Genomic DNA, 23,826 nt, shown 5'->3' with positions numbered 1-23,826 from the left:
GAGGCGCTGCGGGATGCAGCGCCTCCATTCGCCCTCCCCGACACCAAGGAAACGCCCCCATGTCCGCCCTCACCGCCTTCGCCACGCCGAAGTCCGCGCAGTTCCACGCCGTCTCGCTCAGCGTCGCCGCCGTCGCGGGGATCGCCACCCTGGGCGTGACCTCGGTCATGCTTCCGCCGCCGGCCATGTTCCTGGGCTGGGCCGCCTTCAACCTGGCGGGCGACGACCTGCGCGGGGGCCTGGCCAACACCGTCTCGCACCTGCTGGGCCTGGCGCTGGGCGCCGGAACGGCCCTGCTGATCGGGGCCATGACGCCCGCGCTCGGCCTGCTGGCCACGCCGGTGGCGGTGATCGGCGTTGTCATCGTCGTGCTGTCGCTGCGCGAGGTCGCGCCGATCAACAATCCGCTGGCCTATTTCCTGGGCCTGACCAGCTTCTTCTATTCGGGCCTGGCCCCTTCGGCCTCGACCCTGGCGATGCTGGGCTCGGCGGCCGTCATCGGCGGCGCGGCCTGCGCGGTCGCCGCCTTCGCCCAGGACGCCGTGGCCCGCGCCGGCGAGGTTCGCCATGCGTAAGACCCTTCCCCTTGCCCTCGCCGCCGCCCTGCTGGCCGGCCCCGCCCTCGCACAGAACCTGCCGAACCTGTCGGCCGCAGAGGTCCTGGGTCCCGCCGGCGTCGTGCCGCTGACCACGCCCCAGCCGCCCGCGCGCCTGGTGGTCGATCCGCCTCTGCCCGGGCCGCTGGCCCAAGGCCGGGTGTTCATCCAGTACCGGGCCGAGAACCTACGCATCGAGCCGGTGTTCGGCCCCGCCGCCCTGGCTGTCACGCCCCGCATCGGCCACGTCCACGTCACCGTCGACGACGCCCCCTGGCACTGGGCCGACGCCAGCGGCGAGCCGATCATCCTGGTCGGCCTGACGCCCGGGTCGCACAGCGTTCAAATCACGCTCGCCGACGCCAATCATCGCCCGCTCGACAGCGCCACGATCCGCTTCGTCGTTCCGGCCGCCCCCGCCGGCCACCAGCACTAGGCACGCCCCATGACCTCGAAGTTCGACCTTCCCCGCCGCCGTCTGCTACAAGCGGCCGTCATCGCCGGCGCGGCCGGCGCCCTGGCCACCCGCGCCTCGGCAGCATCGACCGCCGCCCCCGCCTGGACCCTGCGCCAGGTCACGACCCCCGACCTCGTCATCAGCTATGCCGAGATGGGTCCGGCCGACGGCGCGCCGGTGATCCTGCTGCACGGCTGGCCCTACGACATCCACGCCTTCGCCGAAGTCGCCCCGATCCTGGCGGCGGCCGGCAAGCGGGTGATCGTCCCGCACCTGCGCGGCTACGGGACCACCCGCTTCGTCTCCGACGCCGCCCCGCGCAACGGCCAGCAGGCCGCCCTGGCCGTCGACGTCATCGCCCTGATGGACGCGCTGAACATCGGCAAGGCCGTCATCGGCGGTTTCGACTGGGGCGCGCGCACGGCCTGCATCGTCGCGGCCCTGTGGCCCGACCGCTGCTCGGCCCTGGTCAGCGTCAGCGGCTACCTGATCGGAAGCCAGGCGGCCAACGCCGCGCCGCTGCCGCCGGAAGCCGAGCTTTCCTGGTGGTACCAGTTCTATTTCGCCACCGAGCGCGGCGCGAAGGGCTACGACCAGAACCGCGACGCCTTCGCCCGGCTGATCTGGAAGACGGCCTCGCCCAAGTGGGCGTTCGACGACGCGACCTTCGCCCGCTCGGCCGCCTCGCTGGCCAATCCCGACCACGTGGCCATCACCATTCACAACTACCGCTGGCGGCTGGGCCTGGCGCAGGGCGAGGCCCGCTTCGACGCGCTGGAGGCCAAGCTGGCCCAAGGCCCGGCCATCACCGTGCCGACCATCACCATGGAAGGCGACGGCAACGCCGCCCCGCACCCGCCGCCGGCCGCCTATGCCGGCAAGTTCAAGGGCCGCTACGAGCACCGCGATGTCGGCGGCGGCGTCGGCCACAACCTGCCCCAGGAAGCGCCGCGCGACTTCGCCCGCGCCATCCTGGACGTCGCCCGCTGGGCGGCCTGAAGCCCCGTTTTCAAGGAGCGGTCGTCGTGACCCGATCCGAACATCTCTCCCGCCGCGACTGGTTGAAGGGCGCGGCCGTCGGCCTCGTCCCGCTGTCGGTCGCCGCCGCCGTCGGCCTGCCGCCGGCCCGCAAGGCCCTGGCCTGGGCCAGCGGCTCGTCGGCGGCGCTGGACGCCCTTTCCCTGTCGCCGCAATGGCTGAACGGCCCGGCGCAAACACCCAAGACCCTGGCCGGCAAGGTCGTGCTGGTCGCCTTCTGGACCTATTCCTGCATCAACAGCCTGCGGGTCCTGCCCTATCTGCGCGCTTGGCACGCCCGCTATCGCGACCGGGGCCTGGTGGTGATCGGCGTGCACACGCCCGAATTCGCCTTCGAGAAAGACCTCGCCAACGTGCGCCAGGCCCTCGGCGACCTGGACGTTCCGTTCCCGGTGGTGCTCGACAGCGACTGGCGGATCTGGCGGGCCTACGGCAACAACGCCTGGCCGGCCTTCTACTTCGTCGGCGCCGACGGCAAGGTTCACGGCCATGCGGCGGGCGAAGGCGACTACGACCGCCACGAGCGACGCATCCAGGCCCTGCTGGCCGAGATCCCCGGTCCGCCGATCGCCGAGGGCCTGTCGCCGATCAAGGCCGTCGGCCCCGAAGCCGCGCCCGATTTCGCCGAGCTGGGCTCGCCCGAAAGCTATATCGGCTGGGGAAAGGCCGACGCCTTCGCCTCGCCCGGCGGCCTGCGCCAGGACGCCGCCAAAGCCTACCGCCTGCCCGGCGCCCTCGATCTCAACCGCTGGGGCCTCTCCGGCGAATGGCGGGCCGGCGAGGAGTTCACCACCAGCCTCGCAACGGGCGCGGTGATCGCCAGCCGCTTCCACGCCCGCGACCTGCACATGGTGCTCTCGCCCGACCAGCCGGGCCGGCCTGTGCGCTATCGCGTCCGCCTCGACGGCCAGGCTCCGGGCCCCGACCACGGCTGGGACGTGGCGGCCGACGGAACCGGCGTGATCGACCGGCCCCGCATGTACCAACTCGTCCGCCAGTCGCGGCCCGTCGTCGATCGCGGCTTTGCGATCGAGTTCCTCGATCCCGGCGTCCGCGCCTACGCCTTCACCTTCGGCTAGCCCGAGCCCCTTCCCCCAAACGCCAACCCGAACGGCCCTCGCGGCCGAACCCTTCCGCACGTCTTCAAGGAAACCTCCCATGTCCAAGAAAGCCCTCGCCCTTTCGTTCGCCTTCGCCCTGACCGGCCTGGCCTCCGCCCAGGCCGCCACGCCGCCCTCCGCCAAGCCGACGGTGGTTCTGGTGCACGGCGCCTTCGCCGACTCCAGCAGCTGGGACGGCGTGGTCGCCGACCTGCGCCGCGACGGCTATCCGGTCGTGTCGGCCGCCAACCCGCTGCGCGGCGCGGCCAGCGACGCCGCCGCCGTGCGCACGGTGATCAACTCGATCCCCGGCCCGGTCGTGCTGGTCGGTCACTCCTACGGCGGCACGGTGATCTCGGCCGCCGCCGACGGCGCGGCCAACGTCAAGGCGCTGGTCTATGTCGCCGCCTTCGCCCCCGAGGTCGGCGAAAGCACCTTCGAATTGGCCGGCAAGTTCCCCGGCTCCACCCTGCCCGCCGCCCTCGACAAGCCGGTCGACCTGCCCGGCGGCGCCCACGACCTCTACATCCAGGAGGACAAGTTTCCCGCCCAGTTCGCCGCTGACGTGCCGCTGGCCAAGGCTCGCCTGATGGCGATCGCCCAGCGCCCGCTGACCGACGCCGCCGGCGGCGAGAAGGCGGTCTCGGCGGCCTGGAAGACCATCCCGTCGTGGTGGGTCTGGGGCGGCGGCGACCGCAACATCCCGCCGGCCGCCATGGCCTTCATGGCCGATCGCGCGCTTGCCAAGCAGGTGGTGAGCGTGCCCGGCGCCTCGCACGTGGTGATGATCTCGCACCCGCACGCGGTCTCGGCGCTGATCGAGACCGCGGCCAAGGCCCAGTAACTCCAGAGACAGGAACACGCCCATGACCAAGACATGGCTGATCACCGGGGCCTCGCGCGGCCTCGGACGGGCCCTGGCCGAAGCGGTGCTGGCCGCCGGCGACCATCTGGTGGCCACCGCCCGCGATCCCGGCGCCCTTCAAGACCTCGCCCGGCGTCATGGCGACGCCGTGCGGCTGGCCGCCCTTGACGTCTCCGACCCGGTCGCGGCCGAACGCGCCGTGGCCCTGGCGGTCACGTCCTTCGGGCGGCTCGACGTGGTGGTCAACAACGCCGGCTACGGCGATGTCGGCCCGGTGGAGGACACCTCGCTCGACGACTTCCGCCGCCAGATCGAGACCAACCTGTTCGGCACGATCATCGTCACCAAGGCGGCGATCCCGCTGATGCGCGAGCAGCGCTCGGGCCACGTGATCCAGCTGTCGTCCGTCGGCGGACGGATCGGCGCGCCGGGCCGTGCGCCCTACTCGGCCGCCAAGTGGGGCGTGGAGGGCTTCTCGGAGTCCCTGGCGCTGGAAATGGCCCTCGTTGGCGTCAAGGTGACCATCGTCGAGCCGGGCGGCTTCCGCACCGACTTCGCCGGCGCTTCGACGACGCTGAGCGCGGGCCGCTCGGAGTACGACGCCGTGGTCGGGGCCACCGCCCGTCGCCAGGCGGCCTATGACGGCAATCAGCCCGGCGATCCGGCCCGCGCCGCCCAGGCCATCCTCGCCGTGGCCGCCATGGACGAGCCGCCGCTGCGCATCGCGCTCGGCAGCGACGCCGTCGCCATCATCCGCGACACCGACACCCGGCGGCTGGCCGAGCTGGAACGCTGGCGGGACTTGAGCGTCTCGACCGACTTCCCGGCCCAGTAATTCTGATCGGCCTTGCAGCCGAGCAGACGGCGGCGTTCGAAAACCCCAGCGAAAGCAGGATGTTGAACGCCGCCAATAGGCCTCTTGAGAACACCTGATTTGTCGCCCGCCCCGCGTGGTCGCAAGCCTGCGGCCAAGACACGGAGGCGAACATGACCACGGCCGCGAAACGCCAACTGAAACTCGGCGCCATCCTCGAAGGCGTCGGCGCCGATCACACCAGCTGGCGCGATCCCGCCCTTGCCGGCGACGCCAGCATCGATATCGGCTGGTACATCGACAACGCCCGCCTGGCCGAGGCCGCCAAGTTCGACCTCGTCTTCATCGTCGACAGCCCGTTCATCACCCCCGACACCGCGCCGCACTTCCTCAACCGGCTGGAGCCGCTGACCCTGCTCTCGGCCCTGGCGGTCTCGACCTCGAAGATCGGCCTCGTCGGCACCCTGACCACCTCGTACTGGGAGCCCTACAACGTCGCCCGCCAATTCGGCTCGCTGGACCACATCAGCAAGGGCCGCGCGGGCTGGAACGTGGTGACCACCGGCCTCGAGGGCGCGTCCCGCAACTACGGCCGCAACGCCCACTTCGACCACGCCGTGCGCTACGAGCGGGCCGGCGAGTTCGTCGACGTCGTCCAGGGCCTGTGGGACAGCTACGAGGACGACGCCTTCCCGCGCGACAAGGCCGCCGGCGTCTTCCTCGACAAGGACAAGCAGCACGCCCTCAACCACAAGGGCCCGCACTTCCAGGTGGCGGGCCCTCTGGCCCTGAGCCGCTCCAACCAGGGCCAGCCGGTGATCTTCCAGGCCGGGGTCAGCGGCGCGGGCCGCGATCTGGGCGCCCGCATCGCCGAGGGCGTGTTCGCCGGCGTCGACGGCTTCGAGGACGCCCAGGAATACTACGCCGACCTCAAGGCCCGCGCCGCCGCGCAAGGGCGCGACCCGGACCACATCAGCGTGCTGCCGGGCCTCTCGCCCGTCATCGCCGACACCGACGAGGAGGCCCGCGCCCTGGCCGAGGCCCAGCGCGGATCGGTCAGCATCGACAAGCTGTTGACGCAACTGGGCCGCGCCTTCGGCTATCATGACTTCAAGCAGTACCCTCTGGACGGGCCGTTCCCCGACGTCTCGGGCCTCAGCCTCAACGCCTACAAGGGCCACGCCGAGCGCATCGTGCGGATCTCGCGCGAGCAGAACCTGACCCTGCGCCAGGCGGCCGAGCGGTTCGGAACCTGGCGCAGCGACTTCGTCGGCTCGCCCCAGACCATCGCCAACGAGATCCAGCGCTGGTTCGAGGGCCGCGCCGCCGACGGCTTCATCCTGCGGGTGACCCGCCCGCGCGACTTCGCCCTGTTCCGCGAGGAGGTCGTGCCCCTACTGCAGGCCCGCGGCCTGTTCCGCACCGAATACGAGCACGACACCCTGCGCGGCCACCTGGGCCTGCCGGTTCCCGAGAACCGCTGGACCCGCTCGCCGGGCCAGCTGGCGGCGGAATAGCCATGGCGGAGCTTTTGGAAGCCGTGATCGAGGCGGCCCCGCCGCCGCCCCCGCCCGTCATCGACCTGGCCCTGGCGGCGCTGGACTGGCCCGCGCCGGGACTGGCGGATCGGATCGACGTGCTGGAGCGGGCGGCGCTGGACGCGGCTTAGATCGCCAGTCGCCCGGCGTGGTCCTCGTCCTTCGACAAGCTCAGGATGAGGACCATTGGCAGGTCAAAGCGATAGAAAAACCTCATCCTGAGCTTGTCGAAGGACGAGGTTTTCGCCGCCGAGGCCAGGCCGATTACCGCCAAACGAACCTTGCCCCGTCCAGCCCGTCGGACTGAGGCCCTGGACTGTCGGCCGTCCAGACGCCCGCCGGCGACACCCTCAGGAAGCGGTTGGTGACCAGCGACATCAAAGCGAGTTCGCCCGTCGGGGTCTCGATCCACTGGAAGGCCTGGGCCTTGTCGTCGCGGGTTTTCGAGACGCTGACCGTCCCGTCGGCGGCGACGGTCAGGTAGCCTTCCGGCCCGCGCAGCAAGGCCCGGCCCAGCGGTCGCTTCTCGACGGTCACGACCTTCTGCTGTCCGAGCGCCGCCAGCGTCACCTTGTGGCCGTCGGGGATCGGCCGGCGCAGGCCGCGCGGATGCGGTTCGAACACCTCGAAGGCGTCGAAGTCGGCGTGACCGCCCTCGCGGCCGGCCTCGTTGTAGGCGAACAGGCCATAGCGCACGCCCTGGAAGGTACGCAGCTGGAACACCATGGCCATCGGCTCGCCCAGGGCCTTGAATACCTTGCCGTCGGTCGAATAGGAGAACCGCGCCGTCTCGGCCATGAAGTCGGCGTCGGCCTGCAGCCAGATCCGCGTCCCCGAAACCTTCGCCTTGGCGACTTGACCCGTACGCTGGTCGCGCTGCTCGACCTCCAGCCCGCCAGCGACCTTGCGTACGCCGATCCAGGCATGGGGCAGGTTCAGCAGCGCCAGGCCCGCCACGTCGCCCTCGGCCAGTCCCGAGGCGTCCAGCAGCGTTCGCGGTCGCGAGGCCGGGCCGATCGCGCGCTGGGTCAGGGTGTTGCGCGCCGTCCAGAAGTCGGTCGCCGGCAGGGTCTTCAGCCGCAGGAAGCCTGGTCGCTCGGCCAGCGACCACCTGCCGTCGACCGGGACGTGGTTCCACTGCCAGATCGGCTTCAGCCTGCCGCCCGAGAAATCGTCGCCGCGCGCGTACGGCGCATGCGGGACTTCGGTCGCCCCGGTATCGGGCTTGACCCAGGTGCGCGGGTTGCGACCCAAGTTCCCCGGCAGGCCGAAATAGGGCCAGCCGTCCTTCCAGGTCACCGGCGACAGGGCCGTCAGCCGTCCCACCGAGTTGTAGTCCATCATCGAATAGCCCCACCACGCGCCGCTCGGCGTCTGGACGTAGCCGCCCTGGTGCAGGGCGGTCCGGCCGCGCGGCCGGGGATCGGGCGGAACGATCTTGAACGGCGGCTTGGGCGCCTCCAGGCGGTTGCCCTCGGCCAGGCCGAAATCCTCGCCGACGCTGATCTCACGATTGACCTCGTAGGGGCCCTCGGGGCGATCGGCGCGCGCCACCGGCAGGCGCATCATGCCGTCGAACCAGGCGCTGGTGATCCAGTACTTGCCGCCGACCTTGGTGAAGTGCAGCCCCTCGCCCATGCCCTGCTCCGGCGCGATGATCTCGCGCTCGGTGCCCGGGACGACGTCGGTGAGGTCGGCGTTCAACTGCGCCATGCGGATGCCGCGATAGCCCCAGACCACGTAGACCTTGCCGTCGTCGTCGAACAACACGGAGAGATCGTGGAAGCCGCGCTTCATCCGCGTGCGCGTCCACGGCCCGGCCGGATCCTTGGCCGTGAAGTGGAAGGTGGCCTCGCGATTGACGTTGCTGAAGATGTGGAAGACGCCGTCGTGATGGCGGAAGCTCGGCGCCCAGAAGCCTTGGCCGTAGACGTCGCCGCCCTCCAGCCGGAAGTTCGGGCCAAGGTCCAGCCTGTCGGCCGCGTAGCCGACGAACCGCCAGTTCACCAGGTCGCGCGAGCGCAGGATCGGCAGGCCCGGCATCGTGTGCATGGTGGTGCCGGTCAGGTAGTAGTCCTCGCCCACCCGGATCATGTCGGGGTCGGAGAACTCGTCGTAGAACAGCGGATTGGTGAAGGTCCCATCGCCGTTGTCGGCGGTCCAGGTGCGCGGGCCGGGCTCGGCCGCCAGACCCGGCGCGGCGCTGCCCGACAGCAGAAACGCCGCCAGGCCGGCCAGGAATACGCGGTGAGGCTTGCTCGGCGTCATGCTGCTTCTTCCCTTGTCGCCGTCTCGAGCGGCGTCTGGAGCAGCCTCGCGAAGCCGCCGACTATTTGTCGGAGTATATATGACACCCATCGTCGTCAATCACTGGACGATCTGGATATGCGTGCACATGCAATATCGCCAACCCCAATTATTGTCTGAGTAAACAGGCCCGAACGGCCCGCTGCCGGGCCGAACACCGGCCACATCCTCGCCACACAGGCGGTTCAACCAGACGGATCAGTGCTTTTTCGGCCCTCCACCGGTTGCGGCGGACGCTTGACGTCACACGGCGGCGCGTGACAAGGCCGATCTCACCAGTCAGTCTGGTTCTCCCGATTCTATAAGGAGTTACTCCATGAACACCGCCGATATCGCCGAAGCTCTGGTCGCCAGCGACGACAAGCTGACCAAGACCCAGGCCAAGGCCATCGTCGACGGCGTCTTCAAGGCCATCGCTGACGCCGCCGTGAAGGGCGAAGAAGTCTCGATCCCGGGCTTCGGCAAGTTCAAGGTCCAGGACAAGCCGGCCCGCACCGGCCGCAACCCGGCCACCGGCGCCACGATCGAGATCGCCGCCAGCAAGAAGGTCGGCTTCACGCCGGCCAAGCAACTGAAGGACGCCGTCAACGGCTGATCCTGACAGGAACGGCCTTCGGGTCTGACTCGAAGAAAAAAGAGGCGGAACGTCCCAGACGTTCCGCCTCTGCTGTTTTGGGGCCGCCCTCGTCGATGCGAGAGCGGCCTCGTCATGTAAGCTCGCCTACCAGTTCCACATCGTCCCGTCTTCCAGGCGGGCGACGGGCAGCTGGCGCGGCTCGTAGGGGTACTTGGCGGCCAGGGCCTCATCGATGTCGACGCCGTGGCCCGGCGTGTCGCCCACGTACAGCATGCCCTTGTCGAAGCGGTAGTCGTGCGGGAACACCGCGTCGGTCTCTTCCGAATGGCGCATGTATTCCTGGATGCCGAAGTTGGGCACCCAGGTGTCGAAGTGCAGGGCCGCGCCCATGGTCACAGGCGACAGGTCGGTGGCCCCATGGCAGCCGGTGCGCACCGACCACAGCGAGGCGAAGTCGGCGATGCGGCGCAGGTGGGTCAGGCCGCCGGCCCCGACGATGGTCGTGCGGATGTAGTCGATCAGCTGTTCCTGGATCAGGTCCTTGGCGTCCCAGATCGTGTTGAACACCTCGCCCACGGCCAGCGGCGTGGTGGTGTGCTGGCGGATCAGGCGGAAGGCCTCCTGGTTCTCGGCTGGCGTGGAATCCTCCAGCCAGAAGAGGTCGTAGGGCTCCAGGCTCTTGCCCAACTGGGCGGCTTCGCGCGGCGTCATCCGGTGGTGGCCGTCGTGCAGCAACGCCACGTCGAAGCCGTGCTCCTTGCGCAGCGCCTCGAACAGGGTCGGCAGGTAACGCAGGTACTTGCGGGTGTCCCACGTCGTTTCGGTCGGCAGGGTCGCGTCGGCCGGCTCGTAGTACATGTCGCCGCGGCCCACGCCGTAGGCCAGGTCCAGGCCCGGCACGCCCGACTGGGCGCGGACGGCCTTGTAGCCCGCGTCGATATAGCGGCCGACGGCCTCGACGGTGTCTTCCAGGTCGCTGCCGTTGGCGTGGCCGTAGACCAGCACGCCATCCCGGCTGCGACCGCCCAGCAGGTCGTAGAGCGGCGCGCCCAACGCCTTGGCCTTGATGTCCCACAGGGCCACGTCGACGGCGGCGATGGCGCGCATCGTCACCGGGCCGCGGCGCCAGTAGGCCCCGCGATAGAGGAACTGCCAGATGTCCTCGATGCGGCGCGCGTCGCGGCCGATCAGCACCGGAATGACGTGGTCTTCCAGATAGGCGACGACCGATTTTTCGCGGCCGTTCAGGGTGGCGTCGCCGATGCCGTAGACCCCCTGGTCGGTCTCGATCTTCAGGGTGACGAAGTTGCGGCCGGGCGAGGTGACGATCACGCGGGCGCCGGTAATTCGCATCGGCGGCAGGCCGGCTGCTTTGAACGCCTCGGTTTGGCTAGTATGCACGTCGAGATTCCCGTGGTCTTCCAGTTGGAAGACCCATAACTATCGACAACTGGCTTGTCCATATTGGTCAGACCAATTTTAGGAAGTCCCCGCATGTCCGTGAAGGGCGAGAACCGTCTGTACGAACGCGTCGCCAAGGATCTGGCCGGCCAGATCGCCGAGGGCCGCTACGCCGTCGGCCAGCGCCTGCCGTCCGAGCGCGACCTCGCCCAGACCTATTCGGTCTCGCGCCCGACGATCCGCGAGGCGATCATCGCCCTCGAGCTGGACGGCATGGTCGAGGTGCGCCTGGGCTCGGGCGTCTATGTAAAGGCCCAGACCCCCAACGAGGGCCAGGCCGGCGCCACCGACATCGGTCCGTTCGAACTTCTGGAAGCCCGCCGCGCCATCGAGGCCGAGGCCTGCGCCATGGCCGCCAAGCGCATCACCAACGAAGAGCTCGACCAGCTCGACACCCTGGTGATCGAGATGCAGACCGAGAACGCCCGTGACGTCGACCGCTCGGAAGACGCCGACAAGCGCTTCCACATGCTGATCGCAGCCTCCACCCAGAACAGCGCCATGATCGCCGCCGTTGAGATGCTGTGGGAGGCCCGCGAGCGCTCGCCCCAGACCAAGCTCATGGGCGAGAAGGCCCACGCCGCCGGCGTCATCCCGCGCATCGACGAGCACGCGGCCATCGTCTCGGCCCTGCGCGCCCGCTCCCCCGAGGACGCCCGCGACGCCATGCGCCGCCACCTCACCCGCGTGCTCAACTCGCTGCTGGCCGCCACCGAGGTGCAGGAGATGGAAGAGGCCAAGGCCCGCATAGCCGCCGCTCGCGACCGCTACACTTAAGGAAGCGAAGCAAGCCTATTTACGGCGGTCGCAGGAAGCTGAAATATCAACCTCAGATGTAAGTGGGGCGCCATGTTCAGCTCAGTGTTCTTCGCCGCCGCGCTCCTGCAGGCCAGCCTGGCCCTTCCGCCCGAGAACTGCCGGGGCGACAACCACGCAGACCGCTGCGCGCCGGAAGACCGGGCCCGCATCGTCGCCAAGCGGGGCATGGCTTCGGCCGACGCCGAGGCCAAGGCGGGCGTCGAGGCCTATCGCGCCTTCTTCGTCGACGGCTATGGCCGCGAACGCCCGACCATCGCCTTCGAGCGGCGACCGGGCCAGCCGCCCAAGGCCGTGGTCTACGCCCAGGACCGCAAGCTCGAAGCGCCAGCCTCCCTGACGGCCTGGAACAAGGTCAAGACCGACGCGCAGTTCGCCGATCGCGCCCTGGCGCCGCTTCCGCCCGCCAAGCCGGCCGACGCCCTCCCGAACATCTGCCTGCACGCCTGGGTCTCGTCGGTCGAGATCGTCAATGCGCCGACGCGCGAAGGCGGCGACGACAAGATCAGGTCCCGCACCGAGAACGCCTGCGGCCCCGGCCTGACGACGCAGTTCACCTTCGAACTGGCGACGCTGGCCATCCAGCAGTTCCCGGCCTGCGAGGCCCTGTCGGAGAGCAAGTATCGCAACGACATCGAGCGGCTGGCGGCCTGCACGCTCCTGCACGGCGACACGCTGGCCGCCGCCGGCTTCGCCAGCCAGACCGGCGGCTGGCTGGAACTGCGCCGCGACCTCGAACCGGCCATGGCCTGGAGCAACTGGATCGGGACCAACGCCAAGGCCGAGCTGAACTGGAACGGACAGGTCGCCAAGGACGACATCTACCGGCGCAATAACGTCGGCAAGTTCCTCGCCGCCCAAAGCGCGACGGCCCGGCTGTCCCTCTATCCCGATCGCATCGAGGGCGTGGACGGCCGGACGGTCAAGGTGACCGGGCGCGTCCACAGGGCCTCGCTGTCCGAGCCGCAGGTGCGGGATTCCGCGCCCAGCGACCAGACCTGGATCTGGGATACGGGCCTGCGCGAGTGGATGCTCAAGTCCTGGACGGTCGGGGCCTTCGCCGTCACGAAGTAGGCGACGCGCGAGGGCAAAAGCCCTCGCGCGCCCTGCCCGATCAGAACGTCATCGACGCCCGCACGCCGCCATAGCGCTTGAAGTCGCGCGGCAGGAAAGCCTGCACCGCCAGCTGGTTGCCGTAGGCGCCGTAGTTGTTGACCAGGTTGGTGTAGTAGCCTTCGTCGAACAGGTTGTTGACGAAGGCCGTCACCTGGTAGCCGCGCGCCTTGTCGCGCACGCCTACCGACAGGTTGACCACGGCGTAGCCCTTCTGGACGGTCAGCGGATCCTGGCTCAGCGAGTAGTTGACGCTGCTCTGGTAGTTGGCGGCCACATTGGCCACGCCCTCCAGGTCGCCGGCCAGCGGACGCACATATTCGGCGCCGGCGCTCAGCTTCCACTTCGGGGCCTGGGGCGGACGCTCGCCGGCCAGGTTCTGGCGGGCGGGCGAGCCGGTGCAGCCCTGGGCGGCCGTCTGGCCGGGCCAGCACTGGGCGCCGGCGAACTGGGTGATCTCGGCGTCCAGATAGGCCACCGAGCCCGACAGGGTCAGGCCGTCGACCAGCCGGGCGGTGCTTTCCAGCTCGACGCCGCGGGTGCGGATCGCGCCGACATTGGTCAGGCGGAAGTTCTGGGTGCCGTCCGGCAAAAGTTCGGCGCCCTGGGCCTGGAAGTCCTCGTACTCGGTGTTGAACAGGGTGGCGTTCAGGGTCACGCGGCGATCCAGGAACCGCGAGCGCACGCCCACCTGGATGTCTTCCGAGCTCTCCGGGCGCACGGGGCCGAGGTCGGCGCGGGCCTGATTGAAGCCGGTGGTCAGGTCGTAGCTCTGGCCCTTGTGGCCGGTGGCGAAGGTGGCGAACACCATCACGTCGTCGGCCAGCTTGTGCTGCACGCCCAGCCGGTAGGTGGCGTAGTCGTCGCTCGCGCCGTCGGCCCAGGCCGCGGCCGGCCCGCCGCGCAGGTCGCGGAAGGTGTAGCCGATCTTCTCGCGACCCAGGCGCAGGCCGCCGATCAGGGTCGTGCCCTCGATCACGTCATATTCCAGCTGGCCGAACACCGAGTTCTCGTTCGAGCCCGACGTGGCGTCCCAGTTGGCCTGCGAGAAGGCCGGGCCGCGGAAGAAGTAGCGGCGATAGTTCACGTCGGCGTGGAAGGCGCCCAAGGTGTAGCGCAGGCTGCTCGAACCGTCCGAGACCAGCCGGATCTCCTGGCTGAACTGGTCGGCCGAGAACAGGCCCTTGGCGTAGTTGTTGACGCTCAGCGCCGTCTCGTCCTGGTCGAAGGCGTCCAGCATCTTGTAGCGGTCGTTGGAGGTGACCGAGATCAGGGTCGCGAAGCCCAGGTCGTAGGTCAGCTTCAGCGACTGGGCGAAGTCCTCGTAGTCCGAGCCGGTGGTGACGTTGTTGACCACCGAGCTGTTGTTCGGGCCCACGGTCACGCCGGGCGCGAACACCGCCGGCGTCCAGGCGGCGTTGCCGCGCAGGCGGGCGTCGGGCGACAGGGCGATGAACGGCCGGCCCGCCGTGGTGTCGCCCTTAAGGTAGTCGACGGCCAGGGTGGCGCTGAACTTGTCGGTCGGATCCCAGACCAGCTTGTTGCGGGTGGCGAAGGTCTCGCGGCCGTTGACCTTCTCACCGTTGTAGAGGTTGTCGATATTGCCCTCGAAGCTGGTGTAGCTGTTCGACGAGCGGAACCGCAGGGTGTCGGAGATCGGGCCCGAGATCATGGCGCCCAGGCCGACCTCGTCGTCGGTGGTGGCCAGGGCGCTGACCTTGCCGGTCAATTCGCGGGTCGGGCCCGGCGTGACGATGTTGATCAGGCCCGCCGAGGCCGACTTGCCGTACAGCGTGCTCTGCGGGCCGCGCAGCACCTCGATGCGCTCGACGTCGGCCAGGTCGGCGAAGGCCCGGGCCTGGAAGGCGATCGGCACGTCGTCGACCACGACGGCGACGCTGGGCTCGACCCCCACGCCGAAGGCGAAGGTGCCCACGCCGCGGATCGAGACCGAGGCGTTCACGGGGTTGTCGGCCGGGCGCACGATCAGCGACGGGGCCACCTTGGTCAGGTCGGTGAACTCGCGCACGGCGGCGGCTTCCAGCTGGTCGCCGCCGATCACCTGCACGGCCATCGGCACGTCCTGGACGTTCTGCGAGCGTTTCTGGGCGGTGACGACGATCTCGCCGACGACCGCGTCGTCGACCGTTTCCTGGGCGTGGGCGAAGCCGCCGAAGGCGGCCAGGGCGACCCCCGCCGAGATCCCGCCGAGCGCCGTCGTGTTGAAAAACCGCCGCATACCTGACTCCCACATTTTGAAGGGTTCTTCGACCCGATGGGAGTGCAAATAGAGATTGGTCAGACCGATTGCAATAGCGGCCTGACCATGCGCCCTGGCCAAACTTGACCAAACGCTCTAGGAAGGTCGCAAGTACGATTTAGGGAGAACGCCGCCATGACGCCCAGCCGTCGCCAGCTCCTGGCCGGAGCCGCCCTGACCGCCAGCGCCGCCCTGGCGATGCAGGCCCAGGCGCGAGAAAAGGCCGCCTCCCCACCCCTGGCTGGCGAAGACGAGCCGCTGCTGCTGTTCGCCCAGCACGACCGTCCGCGCACCACGCTCGACGGCCTGTGGGCCTATATCCTCGACCAGAACGACTCCGCCTTCCGCAAGCCCAACGCCCGCCGCGCCTTCTGGCTGGACGAGCCGCAGAAGCCCGGCGGCCCGGTCGTCGAGTACGACTGGAGCATCTCGCCGCGCATGGAGATCCCCGGCGACTGGAATACCCGCGATCCGTCTCTGGAGTGGTACGACGGCCCGATCTACTTCCACCGCCGCTTCCAGGCCCCCGCCGATGCGGGCGGTCGCCGTTTCCTCAGCTTCGAGGCGGTGAACTACGACGCCGTCATCTGGCTGAACGGCCAGGAGATCGGCCGCCACGAGGGCGGTTTCACGCCCTTCGTCTTCGAGGTCACCGGCAAGCTGAAGCCCGGCGAGAACGTCGTGGTGCTGCGGGTCGACGACCGCGTCGGTCCCGAGACCCTGCCCTCGCTCGACTTCGACTGGAAGAACTATGGCGGCATCACCCGCTCGGTCTGGCTGGTCGAGACGCCGACGACCTTCCTGCGCGACGCCTTCCTGCGCCTCGAAGCCGGCCAGATCGTCGCCGACCTGCGCGCCGACGGCCCCGCGGCGGCCGGCCTGGAGGTCTCGGTCGCTATCGCAGGCCTGAACCTGACTCTGACCGGCAAGACCGGCCCCGACGGCCGCGCCCGCCTTTCCGCCAAGCCCCCGCGCGGCCTGAAGCTGTGGTCGCCCGAAAGCCCCACGCTCCACGACGTGACCTTCAAGGCCGGCGAGGACGTCCGCCGCGACCGCATCGGCTTCCGCACGCTCGAGGCCCGCGGCCGTCAGATCCTGGTCAACGGCAAGGCCCGCTTCATCCGCGGCATCGCGCTGCACGAGGAGCCTCTGGGGGCCCAGGGCGGCCGCGTCATGACCCCGCCCGAGGCCCGCGCCCTGCTGGAAGAGGCCAAGGCCCTGGGCTGCGACATGGTCCGCCTGGCGCATTATCCGCACACGGAAAGCACCGTGCGCCTGTGCGACGAGCTGGGCCTGCTGGTCTGGTCGGAGATCCCGGTCTACTGGGACGACGTGGCCTATGAGAGCCCCGGGACCCTGGCCCTGGCCCGCGCCATGGCCGCCGAGATGGTGGTGCGCGACCGCAACCGCGCCAGCGTCGCCTTCTGGTCGGTGGCCAACGAGACGCCCACCCACCAGGCCCGCACGACCTTCCTGCGCCACGTGGTGGCCGATATCCGTCGCCTGGACCCCACCCGCCTGCTGACGGCGGCTCTCAACAAGAACATCGACGTCGGCGGCGCCAAGGCCGGCCAGAACCAGTTCGTGGTCGACGATCCGCTGGCGCCCGACCTCGATGTCGTCGCCATCAACCAGTACGAGGGCTGGTACGGCCCGCGCACGCCCGACCAGGCCAAGACCGTCCGCTTCTCCAACCCGCACGACAAGCCGATGATGATGAGCGAGTTCGGCGCCGACGCCCTCTACGGCGAGCGCGGCCCCAAGGAGAACCGCTGGACCGAGGAATACCAGGCATGGGTGTTCGAGGAGACGCTGGCCCTGCTCGAGCGCGACGGCTTCGTCGGCGTCAGCCCCTGGGTGCTGAAGGATTTCCGCTCGCCGCGGCGCTGGCACGCCCGCTACCAGGACTACTGGAACCGCAAGGGCCTGGTCAGCAACGAGGGGCACCGCAAGCTCGCCTTCGAGACCCTGCGCCGCTACTACGCGGGCAAGGCCTCGTGAGGGCGCCGCCCTCCTCGTCCTGGCCCTGCTAACGCCCGGCGCGGCCCAGGCCCAGGTCCAGACCCAGGGCTTCGACGTCGCCGTCACGGTCGACGACCTGCCCGTCCACGGCGCCCTGCCGCCGGGCATGACCCGCCTGTCGATCGCCCGCTCGCACATCGAGACCTTCAAGACCCACGGCGTGAAGGAGGCCTTCGGCTTCGTCAATTCGGCCAAGGCGACCGACGCCGAGAGCAACGCCGTGCTCGACGCCTGGCGGGCGGCCGGCCATCCACTCGGCAACCACACCGCCAACCACCTCAACCTAGAAGAGGCCGAGACCCTGGAATCCTGGATCGCCGATCTCGAGGCTGGCGAGCCGGCGGTGGCCCAGCGGATGAAGGGCCAGGACTGGCGGTATCTGAGGTTTCCCAACCTGACGGCCGGCACGCGCCCCGAGCGTCACCAGGGCGCGGCGGCGTACCTCGCCGGCCACGGCTACAAGGTCGCCCACGTCACCATCTCGTTCAGCGACTGGAGCTACAGCGACGCCTACGCCCGCTGCCTGGCCAAGGGCGACCAGGCCGCTATCGGCACGATGGAAGGCCAGTACCTGCGCGGCGTCGACGAAGAGCTCGCGCACATGCGGGCGGTCTCGCAGGCGGTCTACGGCCGGATGATCCCACAGGTGCTGCTGACCCATATCGGCGGCTGGTCGGCGCACATGTTGCCCCAGGTCATGGATCGCCTCGACGCCGCCGGCGCCCGCTACGTCACGCTGGAAGCGGCCCAGAAGGACCCGGCCTATGCGCAGGCCGCGGCCATTCCCGGCGGCGGCGGGATCATGGAACGCACGGCCAAGGCCCGCGGCGTCGCCCTGCCCGCCGCCGCGCCGACCGTCGAGCGCGTGGATCCCAAGACGCTCTGCCGCTGAGGCTCCTGCCCGGCGACCGCACAAAAAAAGGCCGACCCGTCGTCGTGGTCGGCCGGAGGGGAACTATGAAGGTTGTGATCGGCTCGCAGACGCCGAACACCCTCTCCTTCTACCGAAATGCACTCGTCGGCGCAATATCGGCCTGACCAATTTTTGCAACTTTCACGCTAATAGCGCTGTCATCCGCGACGCATCAAATTTCATTAATTATAATAGCTTACGGTAATTGAAATCGATCCTCCCCTTCAGCGTCGCTCCGTATCGATGCTCCCACGGCTCAACATGGTCAGGCCAATAGCAGCGCCCGCCTCTGAAAAGCGGGCTGAACGATGGATCATCACCACAAGGGCGAGGAACGCGATCATGAGGAACCTCCCCCGTGGGGGAGGCGGCCGCAGGCCGGTGGGGGGACCTCCTCAGTTGCCGCCGCGCTGGCAGTTCTCCCTCCAACTCCCCCACCGATCGCTGCGCGATCGCCTCCCCCCACAGGGGGAGGTTCCTTCCCGGAGACACCCAAAACAGCAAAAGGCCCTCCCCTGTTTCCAGGGAAGGGCCAGGAGCCGACCGGAACGGAGAGTCTAGTTCCGGTAGGTGAAGCCGAGGGCGAAGCGCGAGCCGCCGTACTGGACCGACCAGGGATTGGCGCGGCCCTCGAAGCCGCGGTCGTCCGAGCCGACCGACAGGCGGGCGGCCTGCAGCAGGTTGCGACCTTCCAGGTAGACCTCGAGGTTCTTGTTGATCCGCCGCGAGATCTTGGCGTCCAGGTACTCGTATTGCTCCGAGTAGTAGGGCTCGCTCGGATTGTACGGGAAGCGCACGTAGTTGCCGATGTTGGTGTTGGGCGCATTGGCCACCGGCGAGGCGCTGGTGTTGCCGCACGGCGAGATGCAGGTCAGCACCCGGTCGCGGGTCTGGTAGGCGATACGGGCCTTGGTGACGCCGTCGTCATACCAGAACACCAGGTTGGCGAAGTACTTCGACTGCCCTTGCGGGTCGAGCGCCTCGGCGGTCAGCGGGTCCATATAGGTGACCGCGGTGCCCGACTTGGTGGTCGAGATGTTGAAGTCCATGCCGGTCTTGCTGAGCTTCCACGGCAGGTAGGTGAAGGCGGTCCGCGCCACGAACTCCCAGCCCGACTGCACGTAGCCGGGGCCGTTTTCGTAGGTGGTCATGCCGAACTCGTAGTCCGAGAACTTCTTGCCGCCGGTGCCCGGGATCTCGATGTCGGTGCCTTCGAAGACATTGACGTTCTTGACCGGCACGGCCAGCGGCCCGCCGACCCGCACCTTCTGGCGGTAGTAGGCCAGGCTGAACGAGGTGTCCTTGTTGGGATACCACTCCAGGCTCGTGTTGTTCTTGGTCGCCTGGTACGGCTTCAGCTCGGCGTTGCCGAAGGTGCCGCAGGTCATGTCCTGCTCGGAACCGTCGGCGTCGCTCACGCCGTCGCGACGCTCGTCATAGGTGCAGGTGCCGCCCGGCCACAGGTACCTCATCGCCGGCGGGGCGATGGTCTTGGCCCACGAATATCGCAGCACGACCTTGTCGGGGATCGCCCAGACGGCGGCGTTGTACGACGGCAGCCAGCCGGTATAGCTCTTGTTGATCGACACCGGCCGGACCCGGTTGCTCGTCGCGATGCCGGCGGCGGCGTTGGGATTGTTGGGATCGAAGGCCGCGGTCTTGAAGGTCGTGGCCAGGGTCACGTAGCCCGAGCCCTCGACCTCGGTCTTGAACATCCGCGAACCCAGGTTGCCCTGGAACTCCATGCCGAACGGCAGGTCGTGAGCCAGGTCGGCCATCCAGTACCAGGAGGTCATCTTCTCCTCGGTCTCGTTGAAGGGCTGCTTGTAGACCTTGCCGTCGCTGGCCGTGCACTCCTTGAGGCAGTCGAAGTTGTAGTTCACCGCGCCGGCCATCTGCGAGAAGGCCTTCTTGACGTCGATGCTGTCCCACAGCTCCAGGCCCGAGACGCCCTTGTAGCCCGGCATGAACTTGCCCGAGTTGTGCTCGATCGAGCTCTGGAAGATGTCGATCAGCTGGGCCTGGGTGAGGGTCTCCAGGCCGTACAGGAAGTTGACGCCGGTGGTCGGGTTGGCGGTGTAGCCGTAGGAACAGGCGTTGGCCGGCAGGGTCGAGGCCACGTTCGCGCAGGCCCGCACGTCGCCGCGCAGGGTCAGGGTCGGCACGAAGATTCCGGGGTCGGGCGAGTAGCCGCCGCCGCCCCACGAATTGGCCGTGCCCTTGCGGTAGAGGACGCCCGCCTTGAAGCGCGTGAACAGCGGCATGTCGGGCAGGTAGGTGACGTCGAACTTCAGCTGGTCTTCGGCGCTCTCGACCTTCCGCGGGTTGAAGACCAGGCGATAGGCGTTCGAATAAGCCGGCTGGCCCACCGCGGTCGGCGCGTTCAGCTGGGCGTAGTTGCGCATGTCAGTGTCATCGAAGGACGACGGCATGTCGATCGTCCAGATGCCGTTCTCCAGCGCCCGCATGGTGGCGTTGCCGTAGGTGTAGCTGCGCGAGAAGCGCAGGTCGGTGCGCGAATAGTCGCTCTCGTTGCGGCCGAAGATCAGGTCCATGGTCAGCGGACCGCGATTGTAGTTGGCGCCGCCCGAGATGTAGTTCGTCTTCCAGATCTGGTCGTTCTGAATCTGGTCGATGCCCAGCGCGGCGTTGGTGATGTCGAACTGGGTCAGGTGGTGGTTGCCGTCCATCTGGATGGAGCCCGGCACGATGTTGGCGGCCACGCCCATCAGCGGGAACGAGTTGTTGGTCACGGTCGAGCCCGGCGTGGTGTCGATCGTGTAGGGCGCCGTCGGCATGCCCTGGTTGTAGATGTAGAAGCCGCCGCCGGGGATCGCGGACAGCACGTTGGGCGTACCGGCCGGATAGAAGGTGTTGGTCAGCATCGAGACGGCGGTCTGGTTCTGCGAGATGCCGTACAGCGAGGTGATGCCGCCGCGGGTGCGCTGGCGGTTGTTCTCGTTCTGCTCGCGGTTGGCGACCTGGTACTTGGCGAAGATCGTCAGGTCGTCGGTGACGCGATAGTCGAAGCGCAGGTCCCAGGACAGTCGGTCTTCGTACTGGGTCAGGTTCTGGTCGCGCACCAGGTTGGGCGCGTAGTCGTTCCACTGGTTGAGGCAGCTGATCTGGGCGTTGATCTGCGCGGCCTGGGCGGCCTGGCGGTTGGCGCCGTTGCTGCCGGCCACGATCGTGCCCAGCTGCGCGTCGGTCAGCGTCGGGAACGCGGTCAGGCACTCGGCCTTGGTCTTGGCCGCGGCCGACTTGGTGTAGACGTCCAGCGGCGTGGGCGCATTGAACATGCCGCCGCCGACAAGAGCCCAGGAAGCGATCGGGTCGGTGGCGCCGACACCGTTGGCGGTGGCCGGGTTGTAGGTGAACGTCTTGTCCGGCGAATTGTCGAAGTCCGCGAAGCGGGTGTAGCCCTGGGCGTTGTTCGAGCCGCCGTTGTTCAGCGCGTGGCTGTCGTTCAGGCGCTTGCTGTAGCTGATGTTGCCGATCACCCCGAGGCGGTCGTCGAAGAACTTGCGCGACGCCACCACGCCCAGTTCCGGCGAGGCCTTGCGCGACAGGGTGTTGCCCGCCGCCGCGCCGCGCATCGACAGGTACGGCTTCTTGAAGTCCAGGCCCGTGCGGGTCTGGATCTGGACGGTGGCGCCCAGCCCGCCCGGCGTCATGTCGGCCGTCTGGCCCTTGATGACGTCCAGGCTCTTGATCATTTCGGCGGGGAATTCACGCAGGTCGGCGGAGCGACCGCCGCCGTCGCCGACGGCGAGGCTGAAGCCCGAGGCGGCCACGCCCATGCCGTCCAGCTCGACGCGGGTCAGGTCCGCGCCGTTGCCGCGGATCGAGACGCCGTCGCCTTCGCCGAAGCCGTTGCGCTCGATGGCCACGCCGGCGATGCGCGACATGGCTTCGTTGACGTTGCTGTCGGGGAACGAGCCGACGTCGTCGGCGACGATCGAGTCCTGAGCCGTCGCGCTGCGCTTCTTGCGCGCGATCGACGACTGCTGCGAGGCGCGGGCCCCGACGACGATGGCCTCGACCTCGGTCGGAGACTCGACGGACCCGTTGGTCTTGACGGTTTCGGATTGTGCGGCGGCTTGCTGAACGGGCCAGACGGCCGCGCTCAAGGCGATGATCGACACAGCCGCGGCCGTGCGGCCGCGCGCGCTGAAGCGCTTCATTACTTCCTCTCCCAAAGTCTTCTTATTTCTCGCGGGCGGAATCTTTGGCCGCCCGCCAGGCTCATGGCTGCAATTGGCGACGTCGCCCGGCCATCCCCCCAGGGATCTGGCCGGGCCGTCGCTATGCGCCGGCCGGTGCTGTCTTGATCATTGTTTCCTCCCGCCCTCGCTGACGGTCGGCGCCGTCAGGCCTCGCCATATTTGGCCTGACCACTCTGTTGCATAACCGAGATACTCAGACAAGTTATTGTTATGATCAATGCGATAAGCCTGCCGCTGCATATCGGGCAATGACAACGCTGACATATTGCAGTGCAAATTAGGCCTGAAAGCTCAAAACCTTCGACGAAACAACGAACAACGCTCGCCAAGGCGCGTCGGCCCGGGCGAGCGGTATGGCCACCTGAGGCAGCCTTAAAAACTCCTACAAGTGGCCGATGTTTTTCTAAACGTGGCCGAAAAACGTCAACTCGAGGCGTCAGACCTTCGTTCGGCCGGCCGCCGCGTAGCCGCCGACCTCGGCTTCGTCGTCGATCACCCGGCCTGTTCCATCCTTCACCTGGCGAAGGATTCGCCCGTCGACGGCGTCGCGGTCCCAGGGCCGCGCGCCGGCATTGGTCAGCACGCTGGCCTCCACGCCCGAGGCTGGCAGGGCCCTCAGCTCCTTGGGCCACAGCGGCGCGGCCGCCAGGCGCCGGACCTGCGGCAGGGGCGTGGTCGGCAGCACCCGAAGCTCCGGCATCGCAGCCCCGCCGGCATAGGTCGCGCGGTTGTCATGGGCGTAGAGATCCAGGTCCCCCTGCCCCTCCACGATCAGGAACGGCAGGTCCGGCCGGGTGGACGCGCCGCCGCGCACGACATTGCCCACCAGCGCCAACTGGCCGACCTGCCAGGCCCGCCCCTCCCACTCCGGCGCGTTCAGCGCGTAGTGCATGGCCCGCGCGCCGGGGTCGTAGACCAGGTTGTTGACCGACACCGCATGCACCGCGCCCTTGAACAGCTGGTTGCGCTCCAGGTTGTGGGCATAGAGGTTGCCGGCGATCAGCACCTGGGTCGCATTGTCGTGGATCAGCGTGCCCTTGGAGTGCTCGCCCTTCACGTGGCTGGCGTGCGACAGCCCTTCGGAGACGATGTTGTTGCTGAAGGTGATCCGGTGCGAGGTCCCCTTGCGCCAGGCTTCGACCGTATCACCGCCGTCGAAACGGGGCCCCGAGGCCGACAGGTTCTCGTCGGTGGCCCAGGCGATCGAGCAGTGGTCGACGATGACGTCCTGGGCTTTCCAGCAGGTGATGCCGTCCACCTCCCAGCCGCTGCGGTCGGCGGCGCCGTCGCGGCCGGCCCGCACCCGCAGGTGGCGCAGTACGACGTCGTGGCTTTCGATCTGGATTCCGCCCCGGATGAAGGTGATCCCCGGCGATGGCGCGGTCTCGCCGGCCACGGTCAGGAACGGCTCGCGGATCCTGATGCTCTTGCGGCCAAGGTCGATGACGCCGGCGACGTCGAACACCACCTTGCGCGGCCCCGAGGCCTCGACGGCGGCGCGGAACGAACCTGGTCCTTCGGCCGCCAGGGTCGTGACCCGCAGGGTGCGGCCGTCCTCCCCGCCTCTGGCGCTGGCCCAGCCAAGCGCTGCGAAGTCGGGCGCCTTGGCCCAGGTCGCCGTCGGCGCCAGCATGGCCGCGCCGGCGCCCGCAAGCACCGTCCGACGTCCCACCACCAGGTCACCCGTCTTCATCGCCAACTCCTGGCCGAACTGAAAAAAGAA

18 protein-coding genes are annotated in these 23,826 nt (G+C 68.7%); 13 read left to right on the top strand and 5 right to left on the bottom strand.

Annotated elements, in window-relative coordinates; genetic code table 11:
• Positions 1-59 precede the first annotated feature (59 nt).
• The 8 genes from SGCZBJ_RS08140 to SGCZBJ_RS25605 all read left to right on the top strand — a co-directional run bounded on the left by SGCZBJ_RS08140 (position 60) and on the right by SGCZBJ_RS25605 (position 6,539).
• On the top strand, positions 60-575 hold the full coding sequence (locus SGCZBJ_RS08140; RefSeq protein WP_101717519.1) for a DUF1097 domain-containing protein: 516 nt from the start codon (positions 60-62) through the stop codon (positions 573-575).
• Positions 568-1,032 (top strand): DUF6130 family protein, encoded by a 465-nt coding sequence (locus SGCZBJ_RS08135; RefSeq protein WP_101717518.1) that lies wholly within the window; start codon positions 568-570, stop codon positions 1,030-1,032. Before SGCZBJ_RS08140 ends, SGCZBJ_RS08135 begins: the two co-directional genes overlap by 8 nt.
• A 9-nt stretch (positions 1,033-1,041) precedes the next feature.
• Positions 1,042-2,052, top strand: a complete 1,011-nt coding sequence (locus SGCZBJ_RS08130; RefSeq protein WP_101717517.1) for an alpha/beta fold hydrolase — start codon at positions 1,042-1,044, stop codon at positions 2,050-2,052.
• Between the two features lie 26 nt (positions 2,053-2,078).
• Positions 2,079-3,170: a redoxin domain-containing protein gene (locus tag SGCZBJ_RS08125; RefSeq protein WP_165799277.1), complete on the top strand. Its 1,092-nt coding sequence runs from the start codon at positions 2,079-2,081 to the stop codon at positions 3,168-3,170.
• A gap of 79 nt (positions 3,171-3,249) precedes the next feature.
• Positions 3,250-4,035, top strand: coding sequence for an alpha/beta fold hydrolase (locus SGCZBJ_RS08120; protein ID WP_101717515.1), 786 nt, complete (start codon positions 3,250-3,252; stop codon positions 4,033-4,035).
• Positions 4,036-4,057: 22 nt separating this feature from the next.
• Positions 4,058-4,891, top strand: coding sequence for an oxidoreductase (locus SGCZBJ_RS08115; protein ID WP_101717514.1), 834 nt, complete (start codon positions 4,058-4,060; stop codon positions 4,889-4,891).
• A gap of 152 nt (positions 4,892-5,043) precedes the next feature.
• Positions 5,044-6,387: an LLM class flavin-dependent oxidoreductase gene (locus SGCZBJ_RS08110; RefSeq protein WP_101717513.1), complete on the top strand. Its 1,344-nt coding sequence runs from the start codon at positions 5,044-5,046 to the stop codon at positions 6,385-6,387.
• Positions 6,388-6,389: 2 nt separating this feature from the next.
• On the top strand, positions 6,390-6,539 hold the full coding sequence (locus tag SGCZBJ_RS25605) for a hypothetical protein (protein ID WP_165799276.1): 150 nt from the start codon (positions 6,390-6,392) through the stop codon (positions 6,537-6,539).
• 133 nt (positions 6,540-6,672) lie between these two features.
• Here the strand turns inward: SGCZBJ_RS25605 and SGCZBJ_RS08105 are convergent, their stop codons facing one another.
• On the bottom strand, positions 6,673-8,676 hold the full coding sequence (locus SGCZBJ_RS08105) for a glycoside hydrolase family 43 protein (RefSeq protein WP_101717512.1): 2,004 nt from the start codon (positions 8,674-8,676) through the stop codon (positions 6,673-6,675).
• A gap of 355 nt (positions 8,677-9,031) precedes the next feature.
• Between SGCZBJ_RS08105 and SGCZBJ_RS08100 the strand changes: the two genes are divergently transcribed.
• Positions 9,032-9,310 carry an HU family DNA-binding protein gene (locus SGCZBJ_RS08100; RefSeq protein ID WP_101715906.1) on the top strand — a complete coding sequence of 93 codons (279 nt, stop codon included), beginning with the start codon at positions 9,032-9,034 and terminating at the stop codon, positions 9,308-9,310.
• A 126-nt stretch (positions 9,311-9,436) separates the two neighbouring features.
• Here the strand turns inward: SGCZBJ_RS08100 and manD are convergent, their stop codons facing one another.
• A complete protein-coding gene (gene manD / locus SGCZBJ_RS08095) occupies positions 9,437-10,645 on the bottom strand; it encodes a D-mannonate dehydratase ManD (protein ID WP_058346316.1) in 1,209 nt (402 codons plus the stop codon).
• Positions 10,646-10,786: 141 nt separating this feature from the next.
• Between manD and SGCZBJ_RS08090 the strand changes: the two genes are divergently transcribed.
• Both SGCZBJ_RS08090 and SGCZBJ_RS08085 read left to right on the top strand, forming a co-directional pair.
• The gene (locus SGCZBJ_RS08090) at positions 10,787-11,530 is read left to right on the top strand and encodes a FadR/GntR family transcriptional regulator (protein WP_101717511.1); all 744 of its coding nucleotides are present in this window, start codon (positions 10,787-10,789) and stop codon (positions 11,528-11,530) included.
• A 72-nt stretch (positions 11,531-11,602) separates the two neighbouring features.
• Positions 11,603-12,643, top strand: coding sequence for a hypothetical protein (locus tag SGCZBJ_RS08085; protein ID WP_101717510.1), 1,041 nt, complete (start codon positions 11,603-11,605; stop codon positions 12,641-12,643).
• 40 nt (positions 12,644-12,683) lie between these two features.
• Here the strand turns inward: SGCZBJ_RS08085 and SGCZBJ_RS08080 are convergent, their stop codons facing one another.
• The gene (locus tag SGCZBJ_RS08080; RefSeq protein ID WP_165799275.1) at positions 12,684-14,921 is read right to left on the bottom strand and encodes a TonB-dependent receptor; all 2,238 of its coding nucleotides are present in this window, start codon (positions 14,919-14,921) and stop codon (positions 12,684-12,686) included.
• 156 nt (positions 14,922-15,077) lie between these two features.
• On the opposite strand from SGCZBJ_RS08080, the gene SGCZBJ_RS08075 reads away from it, so the two are divergent.
• Together SGCZBJ_RS08075 and SGCZBJ_RS08070 are read left to right on the top strand one after the other, a co-directional pair.
• The gene (locus SGCZBJ_RS08075; protein ID WP_101717508.1) at positions 15,078-16,943 is read left to right on the top strand and encodes a glycoside hydrolase family 2 protein; all 1,866 of its coding nucleotides are present in this window, start codon (positions 15,078-15,080) and stop codon (positions 16,941-16,943) included.
• Between the two features lie 19 nt (positions 16,944-16,962).
• Positions 16,963-17,856 carry a polysaccharide deacetylase family protein gene (locus SGCZBJ_RS08070; protein ID WP_338065445.1) on the top strand — a complete coding sequence of 298 codons (894 nt, stop codon included), beginning with the start codon at positions 16,963-16,965 and terminating at the stop codon, positions 17,854-17,856.
• Between the two features lie 578 nt (positions 17,857-18,434).
• Here SGCZBJ_RS08070 and SGCZBJ_RS08065 read toward each other — a convergent pair.
• Both SGCZBJ_RS08065 and SGCZBJ_RS08060 read right to left on the bottom strand, forming a co-directional pair.
• Positions 18,435-22,061 carry a TonB-dependent receptor gene (locus SGCZBJ_RS08065; RefSeq protein WP_101717506.1) on the bottom strand — a complete coding sequence of 1,209 codons (3,627 nt, stop codon included), beginning with the start codon at positions 22,059-22,061 and terminating at the stop codon, positions 18,435-18,437.
• A gap of 478 nt (positions 22,062-22,539) precedes the next feature.
• A complete protein-coding gene (locus SGCZBJ_RS08060) occupies positions 22,540-23,796 on the bottom strand; it encodes a pectate lyase family protein (protein ID WP_101717505.1) in 1,257 nt (418 codons plus the stop codon).
• Positions 23,797-23,826: the final 30 nt, after the last annotated feature.

This window comes from Caulobacter zeae (genome assembly GCF_002858925.1).
GTDB classification, from domain to species: Bacteria; Pseudomonadota; Alphaproteobacteria; order Caulobacterales; family Caulobacteraceae; genus Caulobacter; species Caulobacter zeae.
This window is presented reverse-complemented; position numbering and strand designations above follow the sequence as displayed.

Excerpts from the sequence above, each read along its gene's own strand:
- SGCZBJ_RS08140 (WP_101717519.1), top strand. The coding sequence starts at position 60 with ATGTCCGCCCTCACCGCCTTCGCCACGCCGAAGTCCGCGCAGTTCCAC.
- SGCZBJ_RS08135 (WP_101717518.1), top strand. The coding sequence starts at position 568 with ATGCGTAAGACCCTTCCCCTTGCCCTCGCCGCCGCCCTGCTGGCCGGC.
- SGCZBJ_RS08130 (WP_101717517.1), top strand. The coding sequence starts at position 1,042 with ATGACCTCGAAGTTCGACCTTCCCCGCCGCCGTCTGCTACAAGCGGCC.
- SGCZBJ_RS08120 (WP_101717515.1), top strand. The coding sequence starts at position 3,250 with ATGTCCAAGAAAGCCCTCGCCCTTTCGTTCGCCTTCGCCCTGACCGGC.
- SGCZBJ_RS08115 (WP_101717514.1), top strand. The coding sequence starts at position 4,058 with ATGACCAAGACATGGCTGATCACCGGGGCCTCGCGCGGCCTCGGACGG.
- SGCZBJ_RS08110 (WP_101717513.1), top strand. The coding sequence starts at position 5,044 with ATGACCACGGCCGCGAAACGCCAACTGAAACTCGGCGCCATCCTCGAA.
- SGCZBJ_RS25605 (WP_165799276.1), top strand. The coding sequence starts at position 6,390 with ATGGCGGAGCTTTTGGAAGCCGTGATCGAGGCGGCCCCGCCGCCGCCC.
- SGCZBJ_RS08105 (WP_101717512.1), bottom strand. The coding sequence starts at position 8,676 with ATGACGCCGAGCAAGCCTCACCGCGTATTCCTGGCCGGCCTGGCGGCG.
- SGCZBJ_RS08100 (WP_101715906.1), top strand. The coding sequence starts at position 9,032 with ATGAACACCGCCGATATCGCCGAAGCTCTGGTCGCCAGCGACGACAAG.
- manD (WP_058346316.1), bottom strand. The coding sequence starts at position 10,645 with ATGCGAATTACCGGCGCCCGCGTGATCGTCACCTCGCCCGGCCGCAAC.
- SGCZBJ_RS08090 (WP_101717511.1), top strand. The coding sequence starts at position 10,787 with ATGTCCGTGAAGGGCGAGAACCGTCTGTACGAACGCGTCGCCAAGGAT.
- SGCZBJ_RS08085 (WP_101717510.1), top strand. The coding sequence starts at position 11,603 with ATGTTCAGCTCAGTGTTCTTCGCCGCCGCGCTCCTGCAGGCCAGCCTG.
- SGCZBJ_RS08080 (WP_165799275.1), bottom strand. The coding sequence starts at position 14,921 with ATGCGGCGGTTTTTCAACACGACGGCGCTCGGCGGGATCTCGGCGGGG.
- SGCZBJ_RS08075 (WP_101717508.1), top strand. The coding sequence starts at position 15,078 with ATGACGCCCAGCCGTCGCCAGCTCCTGGCCGGAGCCGCCCTGACCGCC.
- SGCZBJ_RS08065 (WP_101717506.1), bottom strand. The coding sequence starts at position 22,061 with ATGAAGCGCTTCAGCGCGCGCGGCCGCACGGCCGCGGCTGTGTCGATC.
- SGCZBJ_RS08060 (WP_101717505.1), bottom strand. The coding sequence starts at position 23,796 with ATGAAGACGGGTGACCTGGTGGTGGGACGTCGGACGGTGCTTGCGGGC.